Annotated in this window: 10 protein-coding genes; 3 read left to right on the top strand and 7 right to left on the bottom strand. The window is 64.0% G+C overall.

Going from position 1 to position 11,827, the window contains the following annotated elements; genetic code table 11:
- Positions 1-7: 7 nt before the first annotated feature.
- The 7 genes from GE073_RS08470 to GE073_RS08440 all read right to left on the bottom strand — a co-directional run bounded on the left by GE073_RS08470 (position 8) and on the right by GE073_RS08440 (position 10,600).
- Complete coding sequence (locus tag GE073_RS08470) at positions 8-1,618, bottom strand: response regulator transcription factor (protein ID WP_028597785.1); 1,611 nt, start codon at positions 1,616-1,618, stop codon at positions 8-10.
- On the bottom strand, positions 1,615-3,411 hold the full coding sequence (locus GE073_RS08465; RefSeq protein WP_028597784.1) for a cache domain-containing sensor histidine kinase: 1,797 nt from the start codon (positions 3,409-3,411) through the stop codon (positions 1,615-1,617). The genes GE073_RS08470 and GE073_RS08465 overlap by 4 nt, the downstream gene beginning before the upstream one ends.
- 30 nt (positions 3,412-3,441) lie before the next feature.
- Positions 3,442-4,794: an extracellular solute-binding protein gene (locus tag GE073_RS08460; RefSeq protein ID WP_153783245.1), complete on the bottom strand. Its 1,353-nt coding sequence runs from the start codon at positions 4,792-4,794 to the stop codon at positions 3,442-3,444.
- Between the two features lie 175 nt (positions 4,795-4,969).
- Entirely contained in the window at positions 4,970-5,137 is a 168-nt protein-coding gene (locus GE073_RS08455) for a hypothetical protein (protein WP_153783244.1), read from the bottom strand.
- A gap of 25 nt (positions 5,138-5,162) precedes the next feature.
- Entirely contained in the window at positions 5,163-8,030 is a 2,868-nt protein-coding gene (locus GE073_RS08450) for a DEAD/DEAH box helicase (RefSeq protein ID WP_153784703.1), read from the bottom strand.
- Positions 8,030-9,661: an SWIM zinc finger family protein gene (locus GE073_RS08445; protein ID WP_164820169.1), complete on the bottom strand. Its 1,632-nt coding sequence runs from the start codon at positions 9,659-9,661 to the stop codon at positions 8,030-8,032. Before GE073_RS08445 ends, GE073_RS08450 begins: the two co-directional genes overlap by 1 nt.
- Positions 9,662-9,919: 258 nt before the next feature.
- Positions 9,920-10,600 (bottom strand): tetratricopeptide repeat protein, encoded by a 681-nt coding sequence (locus GE073_RS08440; RefSeq protein ID WP_028597780.1) that lies wholly within the window; start codon positions 10,598-10,600, stop codon positions 9,920-9,922.
- 245 nt (positions 10,601-10,845) lie between these two features.
- Between GE073_RS08440 and GE073_RS08435 the strand changes: the two genes are divergently transcribed.
- The 3 genes from GE073_RS08435 (at position 10,846) to GE073_RS25785 (ending at position 11,803) form a co-directional block, all read left to right on the top strand.
- The gene (locus GE073_RS08435; RefSeq protein WP_028597779.1) at positions 10,846-11,070 is read left to right on the top strand and encodes a helix-turn-helix domain-containing protein; all 225 of its coding nucleotides are present in this window, start codon (positions 10,846-10,848) and stop codon (positions 11,068-11,070) included.
- 200 nt (positions 11,071-11,270) lie between these two features.
- Positions 11,271-11,636: a nucleotidyltransferase family protein gene (locus GE073_RS08430; protein WP_153783243.1), complete on the top strand. Its 366-nt coding sequence runs from the start codon at positions 11,271-11,273 to the stop codon at positions 11,634-11,636.
- A 32-nt stretch (positions 11,637-11,668) separates the two neighbouring features.
- Positions 11,669-11,803, top strand: a complete 135-nt coding sequence (locus GE073_RS25785; protein ID WP_255309764.1) for a hypothetical protein — start codon at positions 11,669-11,671, stop codon at positions 11,801-11,803.
- Positions 11,804-11,827: the final 24 nt, after the last annotated feature.

Genomic DNA, 11,827 nt, shown 5'->3' with positions numbered 1-11,827 from the left:
AGCCTTTTCAACCCGGCTGCTGCAGCCTCGCGCGGAAGTCGGTCGGGTTTTCTCCCGTATATTTCATGAAGACCTTGGTGAAGTAGCGGCGCTCCGAGTAGCCGACCTCCTTGGAGATCTGGGCGACGCTCTTGGAGGTGTTCTCCAGCAGCTGCTTCGCCTTCTCCATGCGCTGGCGCGTGACGTACTCGATGAACGTCTCGCCGTACGTCTGCTTGAACAGCAGGCTGAAATACGAGGTGCTCAGCCCGACGCGGGTCGCCGCCTCCTCGACGCCGATGTCGCGGTACAGGTTGCGGTCGAGGTAGGCTTTGGCCTCGGCGATCGTGCGCTCGGAATGCTTCTTCTTGTCGCTCGAGCCGGCCAGGCCGGCGTCCGCCGTCTGGCGGATGACGCTGAGCAGGTCCTTGGCGCTGATGCGCCGGTCGAGCTTGCGCCAGAGGGCCTCCTCCTGCTCCTTGCCGAGCAGCTGCATCTCCTTCATCTCGCGCATCAGATGGAGCGCGAAGTAGTGCAGCACCGGCTTGATGCGGCCGAGCTCCGGCGTGCCGAGCGACTGCAGGCGGGAGGAGAGCAGCTTCATCTCCTCGTTGACGTCCTGCGCATGGCCGCGCTTGAGCGCCTCCAGGATCCGCTCGGAGCTCGACCAGAGCACCTCATGCGAGACGTTCTGCAGCAAGGTCTCCCCCGTAAAGAAGCGGATCCGCTCCGCCTCGGGATCGAGCTGCATCGAGCGATGCACCCGCTTGTACGCGGTCGACAGCCCCTTCATGTCGACCAGATCGCCCCAGACGCCGGCATGCAGGCTGAGCTTGACATGCTTCCGGATCTCCTCCAGCAGCTTTTCGATCCACTGGGAGGTCTCTCCCCGATCGAACCGATAGCCCTCCTTCATCGCGGCGAGCACGCACCATTCGCCGTCGCGCATCTGGATGACGGCATGGCGCATGCCGCTGCGCCGCAGCGACTCGCGCAGCACGTTGGCGACCGCGAAGTTCCACAGCTTGCGCTCCTTGTCGTTCCACTCCCGCCAGTCCTTGGCCTCCTCCGCGCCGGCGTCCATGTCGAGCACGAGCAGCAGGTAGGAGCGGCCGCTCAGCTCATGCTCGTCCTCGGCGACGAGCCAGTGGTTGTGCGACACGTCGGTATAGTCCTTGAGCACGTCGAACAGCACCTTTTCGTTGGCGAGGTCGAGCACGGCGTTCATCCGCACGCGCTCGTCCTGCTGCTGCCGCTGCCGGGCCCGCCGCTGGCTCATGACGCGGGCGATGACGCCGGTCAGCTCGTCGTACGGGATCGGCTTGAGGATATAATCCTGCACGCCGTACTGGATCGCCGTGCGCGTGTAGCTGAAATCCTGGTAGCCCGACAGCATGATGATGTCCAGATCCATGCCGGCATCGCGGATCGTCTTGACCAGCGTCATGCCGTCCATGACCGGCATCCGGATGTCGCAGAGCAGCAGGTCGATCTCGCCGCCCTGCAGCGCCTCCAGCGCCTCCCTACCGTTCTTGGCCGTAGCCGCCACCTCGAGGCCGAGCATCTCCCAGGGGATGACCTTCTCGAGGTTGCGCGTAATATGCGGCTCGTCGTCGACAATCATGACCTTGCCCGTCATTCGAGATCCCCCTTATTGCGCGGTATCGTACAGCGGATGATCGTCCCCTCGCCGGGGCTGCTGCAGATCATCATGCCGTAGGAAGGGCCGTAGTGGATCCGCAGCCGGTCCGCCACGTTGCGCAGGCCGAGTCCGCCCCGCTCCCCGTCTTCCATCGGGCTCCACTTCTCGTCCTTCTTGCCCTCGGCCACGCGCCGCAGCGTCGGTCCGTCCATGCCGATTCCGTTGTCCTCGACCGTCAGCACGATGGCGTTCGGACGCAGCTCGACCCGCACCGAGATGACGCCGGGACGCTCCAGCCCGTCGAAGCCGTGCTGGATGCTGTTCTCTACGAGCGGCTGCAGCGTCAGCTTGAGGATGCGGTATTCGCGCGCGTCCTCGTCGACTTCCATCCCGTACGAGAACAGATCCTCGAACCGGTATTTCTGGATCTCGAGATAGCTGCGGACATGCTCGAGCTCCTCGTGCACGGTGATCTCTTCCTTCTGATGCATGCTCGTGCGCAGCAGCTGGCTGAGCCGGCGCACCATGAGCATGATCTTGCCGCCTTCGTTCTGCGCGGCCAGCGCGTTGATCGACTCCAGCGTGTTGAACAGGAAATGCGGCTTGATCTGCGCCTGCATGAGCATCATTTCCGCCCGCTGCTTGCGGATCTGCTCCTCCCGCACCTCGGTCAGCAGCCGGCCGAGCCGCTCGGTCATGCTGTTGAAACTGTTGCCGAGCAGCACCGTCTCGTCCTTGCCCTGCACCGGCACCCGGATGTCGAGCAGGCCCTGCTCGACGAGCCGCATCTTGCGCACGACGCGGATGATCGACTTGGCGACCCGGTTGACGAAAAAGACGTTGAACAGCACCGCGGACAGCAGGCTGAGGCCCGTCAGCAGGCTGATCCATTTGACAAAGGCGACGTTCTCGCTCATGAGCGAGCTCCACGGCTTGGCCGACACGAGCATCCAGTCGTTGATGCCGAGCCAGTACGAGGAGACGAGGCTGTCGGTATGGAGGAACTCCGCCCGCCCGCTCACATAAGGCGTGCCGGGGCTCGCCGACGCGTAGCTGGAGCTGCTGATGTAGCTGCCCTCCATGTCCGTCTCGCTGTCGAGCAGCACGAGCCCGTTGCGGTTGAGGATGTAATAGCGCGAGCCGTCGTCCTCGCTGCCCTTGAAGTCGGTGAGGATCTCGTCCACGCCCGACGACTTGAACTGGGTGACCATGATGCCCAGATCGCTCAGGCTTTCCCGGTCCTTGACGAGGCGCATCTGGGTGAACAGAGTGAACTCCTTGCCCGTCAGCTCCTCCTGCTCGTAGGGGCCGATCCAGAGCGGCTTGGCGTTGAGCTTGACCGCCTCCTCATAGGAGGGATGGAGCCTCAGCTTGTCGTAGGCGATCGGCTTGAACGTCGTCGGATCGTTCCGCGTCGAGCGGAACAGCGCGCCGTTGTTGGCGTAGAGGGCGATATAGCTGATGGCCGGATTCTGGAACAGCAGCGGTCCCATCTCCTTCTCGGCCATGCCGATCGCGATCAGGGAGCTGGCTCCTCCGTCCGGATCGGCGTTGATCTTAAGCGTATGCTGGACGACCGAGCTGGTCAGGTTCACGTCCGTCAGGCGGTTCATTTCGTCGAAAAAGTTCGTGATGTTGCGGCCGACCGCATTCATCGTCAGCTCCGTCTGCTCGTTGTATTTTTTCTCGATCAGATGCTCGTAATACAGGAAGGACACGACGCCCGACGCTGCAACCGGCACGACGATGAGCAGGATGAAGGCGAGCAGCAGCTTCGGTCTCAGGTTCACGGCCTCTCCAGCTCCTCTCTAAGATGTTCGTCAGCTGCCGCCGCCGGGCGAAGGCTCGCTCTCCTGCAGCTGCTGCAGGTCCTTGGCGACCTGCTCCGGCGTCTTGACCTGCCCGATCAGCTCCTGCAGCCCGATGCCGATCTCCGCGTTCATGCGCGGGGAAAAGATGGAGTCGAACGCCGGGAACGAGCGGCTCGCGTTGCCCACGACCTGCAGCACCTCCGAGATGAGCGGATCGATGCCCGCGTAGTCGCTCAGCTTCATCGACGGCAGCGTCTTGTCCTCCAGCAGGATCCGCTTCTGCACCTGTTCGTTGAAATAATTGCGGATGAAGCTTTTGACCATCTGCCGCTGGTCCCCGCTCAAGCTCGACGAGAAGCCGAAGCCGTTGGAGTAGCCGGCGTTGAGCGCGCCGGGATCGCCCTTGCCCCCCGTCACCGAAGGGAAGCTGAAGTAGCCGATGTCGTTTTTGTACGGCCCGGCGTTGTCGTCGGTCAAGCCGGCGAGATCCCAGGTGCCGGTGAACAGCATCGCCGCCTTGCCGGTCAGCAGGTCCTTGGCCTGCTGCTTCTCCTCCTGGCTGAGCGCGTCGGCCGGGAAATACCTCTTGTCCACGATCTCGGCATACGCCTGGAAGCCGGCGAGCACGTCGGGATCGGTCCACTTGGCCTTGCCGGAGGCGATCGCCCGCAGCTTGTCCGTGCCCGCATACCGGTCCATGATCGTGTTCCACATCATGCCGGCCAGCCAAGGATCCTTGGCCGACAGCGCGAACGGACTGTAGCCGGCCTGCCGGATGCGCTCGCACGCCTCCATCAGCTGCTCCCACGTCGCCGGAACGGCGAGCCCGAGCTCGCGGAAGATCCGCTTGTTGTAGTAGATCGCCTCGCTGTAGCCGCCGAACGGCAAGCCGTAGACGCGGCCGTCGACCGTGAACTCCTCGAGGCTTTGGAACTGCTGGCCGATGCCGAGCTCCTCGATGATCGGCGTCAGGTCGAGCAGGCGCTGCGCCTTGACGTACAGCCGCAGGTCCGAGCCGCCGAACACCTCGAAGATGTCCGGCGTAGAGCCCGTCGCCATCTCCGCCTTCAGCTTCTGATCACGATTGATGATCTCGTCGATGCCCTCGAGCTGGAACTTGAGGCCCGGATTTTGCCGTTCCGTCTCGTCGAGCACGTCCTGCAGAATCTTCAGCCGGGCTTTGACCGACTGCTTGATCTGCGTATGGCGGATCGTCAGATTGACATGCGACGCGCCGCCCTCCGCCGAACCTTCTCCGCCTTCGGCTTGATTGGCGGACTCGCCCGCTCCGCCGCCGAAGCAGCCGGCCGGACCGAGCAGCAGAACGAGCGCCAGCAGCGCTTGCAGCCCTTTTTTGCCCATAGACAGACCTCCCCTTGTCTGACCGCGTGACAGTCTATGTCTTGTTTTCATTATAGGCGAACGGCAAGCGGCTTGCAGGATGAAAAATAGACTGTCAAGGGATAGATTTGTATTGTAAAAAAGGCCTCGAACGCCGGCTCAGCCGGCATTCGAAGCCTTATTGCAGTCCTGCGCGCTAGCGCTGCCCGAGGCGGCGCGCCGCCTGGCGGACCGCCTCGTAGAACGCCTCCCACTCGGGGGGAAGCGCTTCGGCCGCCGCCGGCTGCGCCTGCGCGTCCGGCCCGGCTCCGTCCTGCATCGGAGCGGGACGGCCCGGACGCGGATCGAGTTCGTCTTCCATCATGCTGCCCCCCTCCTCTGGCCGCTGCTCAGCTCTCGAGCCACTCCTTGCGGAGCGTGAAAATTTCCCGCAGCTCCTCGTTCGACAGCTCGGTGATCCATTGCTCGGACTGGCTGACGACCTGCTCACTCAGCGACTGCTTGCGCTCGATCATCTCGTGGATTCGCTCCTCAAGCGTGCCCAGCGCGACGAACTTATGCACCTGCACCTGGCGCCGCTGGCCGATCCGGAACGCGCGATCCGTCGCCTGGTTCTCGACGGCGGGATTCCACCAGCGGTCGAAGTGGAATACATGGTTCGCCTCCGTCAGATTGAGGCCAGTGCCCCCGGCCTTGAGCGAGAGCACGAACGCTCCATGCGGCCGCTCCGGATCCTGGAACGCCTCGATCATCTCGTCGCGCCGCGCCTTGGGCACGCCGCCATGCAGATACGGCACCGGCAGGGCGAGCCGCTTTTCCAGCAGCCGCTGCAGCGCCGCGCCCATGTCGACGAACTGCGTGAAGATGAGCGCGCGCTCGCCCTCGGCGGCGATCTCCTCGCACATCTCGACCAGCCGCATCAGCTTGGCGGAGCGCTCCGGCGACCAGTCCCCGGTCGCCGCGTCCTCTCCGAGCAGCAGCGCCGGATGGTCGCACACCTGCTTGAGCCTCGTGATCGAGGCGAGGATCAGGCCGCGGCGCTGCATCGGCGCGAGCGTGTCGAGCTTCTCGAGCAGCTCGGAGACGATCGTCTCGTACAGCGCGCCTTGCTCGGCCGTCAGCGTCACGTACACCTGGCCTTCGTTCTTCTCCGGCAGCGACAGCTGGATCGCCGGGTCCTTCTTGAGCCGGCGCAGCATGAACGGCTTGATCCGCCGCTGCAGAGAGGCGATGCGCTCCGCGTCGCGGTCCCTCTCGATCGGCAGGATGACGGCTCGCCGGAACTCCGGCAGCGTGCCGAGATAGCCCGGATTGGCAAAGTCGTAGATCGACCACAGCTCGCTCAGCCGGTTCTCCATCGGCGTGCCGGTCAGCGCGATGCGGTGGCGGCTCGGCAAGCCGCGGATCGCCGACGACTGCTTCGTATAGACGTTCTTGATGTTCTGCGCCTCGTCGAGGCAGAGGCTCTCCCATTCGAAGCCGCTCAGCTCCTCCTCGTCGAGCGACGTCAGCGCGTAGGACGTGATGACGAGATCGGCTCCGGCCGCGAACTCCTGGAAGGCTTCCTTGCCGCGCGCGCGGCGCGGACCGTAATGCAGCCGCACCTCGAGTCCCGGCGCGAAGCGCTGTAGCTCCTTTTCCCAGTTGCCGATGACCGACGTCGGACAGATGAGCAGCGACGGCCGCGCCGGCTCTCCGGCCGCGGCGCCGGATTCCTTGACATGAAGCAGATAGGCGGTGAACTGGATCGTCTTGCCGAGGCCCATATCGTCCGCCAGCGTCGCGCCGAGGCCGAACCGCCGCAGGAACGCGAGCCACGACACGCCTTGGTGCTGATACGGCCGAAGCTGCCCGCGGAACGAGTCGGGCACGTCGACGAGCGGAAGCTCGGACGTGTCCTGCAGCCGGTTCATCAGCTGCTCCAGATGGGCGTTCAGCTCCACCTCCGCCTTGAGCAGCTCCTCGCCTTCCTCGGCCTCCTCGTTCAGGACGATCCCGCCCTGCAGATGCATCTGCATGATCTCGCGGAAGCTGAGCCCTTTCTTGCCGCCGTTCTTCTTGATCCAGCTGCGGATGCGGGTGATGTCCTCCGGATGGAGATGGACCCACTCGCCGTCGATCTTCATGAGCCGCTTGTTTTGCGCCGCGAGCTGCATGAACTCCTCCTCCGAAAGGTCGGCGCCGCCGAGAGCCAGCTTCCAGTCGAACTGCACGATCTGCGACAGGCCGAACATCGGCTGCTCCGCCGAGCCGGCGGCGGAGCGCAGCTTCGCCTTGAGCCGCACGCGGCGCTTGCGCACCGATTCCCACCAGCCGGGCAGCAGCACCGCCGCTCCGGCATCGAGCAGCTGCAGGCTCGCCTGCTCCAGGAAGCGCCACGCCTCCTCGTCCGCCAGCTCGCGCTTGACCATCTCGTCGTCGCCGCTCCAATCCGGCAGCGCCGTGCGCCACTTGCCTTCTTCCTTGGCGAGGCGCTCCTCCAGCAGCGGCAGCCATTCCTCCGGTAGGCTCAGCTCCGAGCCTGCGGCCGGACGCCAGCTGCCCGGTCTGGCGCCGCGCTCCAGCGGGATCCAGCCGGCGTCCGCCGCGCGTCCGCGCAGCGCGGCGCGCAGCCGCCAGACGCCGTCATCGCCGGGCTCCGCGAGCTGCAGCGCGATGCGGAACGGGAACCGGTCCTGCTTGAGCCCGAGGCCGATGTACCAGTCCTCCTCGTCCGGCGACCGGCGCTCCAGTGCCGGGCCGAGCGCCCGGGCGAGGCCGCTCCAGGCCGCCTGCGCGCCCGCATCCTCGTCGAGCAGCTGCTCGACGCAGGCGCCGAGCCAGGCGGACAGCCACGGCGGAGCCTCCGCCGTCCGGCCCGCTTCGTCGCGGAAGCGCCAGCCGCGCGCTCCGTCCGTCCAGCGGCTCCAGTCCGGCTCGAAGCCGCCGCTCTCGAGCGCTTCGCGGATGCGGATCGCGCCGGCGCGGAGCTCCTGCGCCTGGCTGGACCAGCCGAGCGAAAGCATGCGCACCGGCCGCGGCGACAGCAGGTAGTCGAGCGCCGTCAGCGGCCGCAGCAGCATCGGCTTCGCCTTGCGCGTCGGGTCGGACTCGACGTAGTCGATGTCGGCGCCGTACCAGGAAGGCTCATGCCAGGCGAACAGCAGATCCTTGAGCCGGGCTTCGAGCTCGCCTGCGTCCTCGGCTTGAAGCACGATGCCGCTGCCGTTCCAATAGCCGTCCACGACGATCGGTCGCGCGGCAGAGAATCCCTTCATCATTTCAGCATGGTTCCTTTCCGCAGTTCTTCCTGGAATGCCCGCATCCGCTGGTACTTGGAGACGGTCCGGTCGAGGTACAGCTTCCACTCCGCGGTCCGCTTCTCGGCCGCGTACAGCTTCTCCAGCTTCTTGAGCTGCTTGACCGCCATCCGGTAGCTCTGCCGGTTGCGCATCGCGATCCAGCCCTCCACCGCCTGATGGTACAGCGGAATCATGACGGACGGCGCGCGTTTCGAGACGAGCCGCAGGTCCGCCGGATCGAGCTCGTCGGGCCGCAGCCCCATCGCCAGCTGCAGGTCCGCCCATTCCTCGAAGCAGCCCTTTTCCAGCAGCAGGTCGGCCAGCGACATGTACGAGTAAGGCAGCTTGTCGGCCATGCGCCGCTGCCAGGACGGATCGTCCGGCCGGGCGAGATCGGCGTCGCGGCACAGCTGCAGGTACGAGGTCAGCAGATTGCCCCGCTTGCTTCCGGCGATTGGATCGAGGAAATCCATCCAGATGGCGAAATCATTCCAGCCGCGCTGCTCCAGGCGGATGCGGGCATAATCCAGCGCCAGGCTGGCGACCGCGTCCGGCGCCGCCTGCCGCAGCCGCTCCACCGCCTTCGCGTCCTCTCCCTGGGCGGCGTCGAGGCAGGCGAGCGCCGCGTTCGCGAAAGCGAAGCCGCGTTCGAGATCCGCCGCCGCAGGAGCGCCCGCTTCGCCGGCAGGCTCCGATTGCGCCGCCGCTTGCCGCGCGGAGCCCGCCTCCAAAAGCATCCGCTCCAGCTCCGCGCGCTCGCCCTGCAGCCAGGCCGGATCGGCCAGCAGCGGCGAGATGAAGCCGAGATAAAGCTGATCCCAGCGGAACAGCTTCGGCTCGGCCGACGCGGCTTGGCCCCGCAGGTAGGAGGCCAGCTCCGCCTGCCAAGCCAGGCCTGCTTGACCGGCAGGCTCCGCCGCCTGGCGCTCGGCGAGCGAGTAGTAATGCTCGATCCACGGCTCCGCCATCCGGGCGAAGCTCATTTCCTGATAATAGCGGCTGAACGGATCCGTCAGCTTGATCGCCCGCTCCGCCTGCTCCAGGATGAACAGAATGCTGTACATCCAATGCATCGCCTGGAGCGGCTTGGGCCAGTCGCGCGCCGCCCCCTTGAGCGCCGACAGCACCGGCTGCAGCGGATGCAGCGTATGCCGGCAGCCTTGCCAGGTGCGGCCGAACCGGCGCTCCATCCATTCCATCCATTCCTGCGGGCTCGACTGCTCGTCGATGCCTCCCGCCGCCGCTTGCGCCGGCGATTCGGCCTGCTCGGCGGGCGCTTCTCTTTCCAGCCGGCTGACCGTCACCGGCCCGGCGCCCGTCAGCCGCTCGAGCGCCCGCTTCGGCTCGCCGCCCTGCAGCTCCAGCGCGGCGAAGTACGAGGCCACTATATGCTTGCACCAGCCCGAATACGGGCAGTCGCATGTGTTGTCGTCGAATTGCGCGCCGAGCACGACGTGGTAGGGCTCCGTGCCCTTGACGGCGGCCAGCAGCCGCGAGCCGGCCTCCTGCACCGACTTCACTCGTCCTTGGGCGTAGTAATCCCAGCCGCGCGCGATGATGTCTTTCCGCGTGTAGTCGGAGATCTTCCGCTCGATATCGTTCAGCAACGTTTCCGAGATCCCGTCCGCTCGCATGGCTGTCCCCCGCTTTTCTGTTTCGGCGTTCTTATCATTATACCAAATAAAAACGGAAACCGTCCTGCCTCGCCTTATAAAAATGCATGGGCTCGCTCCGAAAACGGAAAACGGGGCTGCTCCCGGCCAAAAGCTGCTGGCCGAACGGAGCTGCCCCGCTGCGCGGAATAAAGGTTCGAAACAGGCGCGAGGACGGATGGAGCGGCGTCCTTCCACGCGCAGCCGGAACGATCAGGAAGCGTTTTTGCCGAGCGAGCAAAGCAGCGCCCAGCGCCGCTCCTGACGGCGCTTGTATTTGGGCAGCTGGCGATACAGCCGCAGCCCTTCCTCGAAGGCGGCCTTCGCATCGGCCTTGCGGTCGAGCCCCTGCAGCAGCTTGCCCATGCGGTAATAACCTTCGCAGGAGGAGGACTGGATGCGGGAGAATGCCTCCAGCTCGGCAAGCGCTTGCGTCTTGTCGCTCTTTGCCTTGAGCGCGGCCAGCCGCAGATGCGGCGCGCCGTATTTGACGCGCGGGTTGAGAGCCAGCGCCTTGCGGATCGCCGCCTCCCCCTCCTCCTCGCGGCCGGTATGGAGCAGGCTCGTGCCGTAGTCGTCCCAGAATTCGGCCGAATCCTCCATCAGCAGCGATTCGCGCAGCGGCTCCAGCGTGCTGCGCGCTTCCGCATAGCGCTTGCGCTCCAGCTGCAGGCGAGCCAGCTCCAGGCGGGAGCCGCTGTTGCTCGGGTTCGCGTCCAGCTCCCGCCGCAGCGCCGCGATGCGGCTGCGGCGGCGCAGCGGCTTGGTGAAGCTCGGGGTCAGGCCGACGAAGCGGCGGTCAAGGAAGTAAAGGACGGCCAGCAGGACGAGCAGGGCGAGAAACGGGTTGCCGAGCAGCGTCCAAAGGAGGCCGAACAAAAGCGCGATTTTCATGATAGCGGCTCCAATCTCTAATAAAATGGACGCTCCTATTTTAGCACATGAAAACAAGGGTGAAAACGGAATTGATGGAGGGGTCTGGAAGGGCTGTCCCGGAGCCGCCGGCATTATTCCTCTTGACCTGCGCCCAAATGAAGAAATGACCGCACCCATGAAGAGGCGGATTCATAAGATACGTTGACTGTATCCCTTAACCTTGTTGTAACCCACAAAAACCCGTGCAAGGAGGGGTGACGAAATTGAAGGGCTCTGACCACAAAAACAAGTTTCTGCTGACTCACCGGGAACGTGAAGTCTTCGAGCTGCTGGTCCAAGACAAAACGACGAGGGATATCGCCGGGCAGCTGTTCATCAGCGAAAAGACCGTCCGCAACCATATCTCCAACGTTATGCAGAAGTTGAACGTGAAAGGCCGCTCGCAGGCTGTCGTCGAACTGATCAAGCTTGGAGAACTGACGATCTGATCCGCCTGGTCGGCGCTCTTGATAAGCCTTCCCGCTCCGCATCCGCTTTGGCGCATGCGGCGGGAAGGCTTTTTAAGATACATAAACCATGCCCCGAAAAGCTTAGCTCCCGATGTCGGAACCCTCCATGGAATCGTGCAGGGACTGGAAGAGTTATGGTACATTTAAGGCAAAATACTTGACGAAGGTGGAACAAGCCTATGCGCACGAATGCTCCTTCGGAAATAAGCTCGCTCACTTCTCAAGAGAAGCAAAGCTTAGTTCGTCTGAAGCAAAGACTTGCTGCTAGCTTTCGACTGATTGAACTGATCCTTTTCGGCTCCAAGGCAAGGGGAGACCATGACGAATGGTCTGATCTGGATGTATTGGTTCTCGTCGAAGACGAAAAAAATTGGCGAAACCGCGAGCTGCTTTCCGATATTGTTTATGAACTGAACCTGCAATACGGCACCCATTTGACGTGCATCTTGGAAAATGCGGATGACTGGCGGTCAGAGGAAACGTGCATTTGGCTCCCCTTGAAAGACAATATTGTCGAGGAGGGCATTGTCATTGCGATACCTTAAGGCTGCCGAAGTCATGAAAGGCAAGGCGGTTGATGGATCATCGAGCAGAAGCTGACTATAGCGCCACCGTGTCTTTCTCAAAAGATGATGTGGCCCACCTGCTCCATCAGGTCCGGTCGTTCAACGAAGCCATCGTGAAGATCATCGATCAAGAAGCCGCTAAGTAAGAATCGATGTGGTAACCTCCATTT

This window comes from Paenibacillus sp. B01, assembly GCF_009649995.1.
GTDB lineage: Bacteria > Bacillota > Bacilli > Paenibacillales > Paenibacillaceae > Paenibacillus_O > Paenibacillus_O pasadenensis.
Note: the sequence above shows the minus strand (reverse complement) of the source record. Positions and strands in the feature narration are given on the sequence as shown.

Coding starts and splice junctions, on each gene's coding strand:
- GE073_RS08440 (WP_028597780.1), bottom strand. CDS start 10,600: ATGAAAATCGCGCTTTTGTTCGGCCTCCTTTGGACGCTGCTCGGCAAC.
- GE073_RS25785 (WP_255309764.1), top strand. CDS start 11,669: ATGGATCATCGAGCAGAAGCTGACTATAGCGCCACCGTGTCTTTCTCA.
- GE073_RS08455 (WP_153783244.1), bottom strand. CDS start 5,137: ATGATGGAAGACGAACTCGATCCGCGTCCGGGCCGTCCCGCTCCGATG.
- GE073_RS08460 (WP_153783245.1), bottom strand. CDS start 4,794: ATGGGCAAAAAAGGGCTGCAAGCGCTGCTGGCGCTCGTTCTGCTGCTC.
- GE073_RS08430 (WP_153783243.1), top strand. CDS start 11,271: ATGCGCACGAATGCTCCTTCGGAAATAAGCTCGCTCACTTCTCAAGAG.
- GE073_RS08450 (WP_153784703.1), bottom strand. CDS start 8,030: ATGAAGGGATTCTCTGCCGCGCGACCGATCGTCGTGGACGGCTATTGG.
- GE073_RS08470 (WP_028597785.1), bottom strand. CDS start 1,618: ATGACGGGCAAGGTCATGATTGTCGACGACGAGCCGCATATTACGCGC.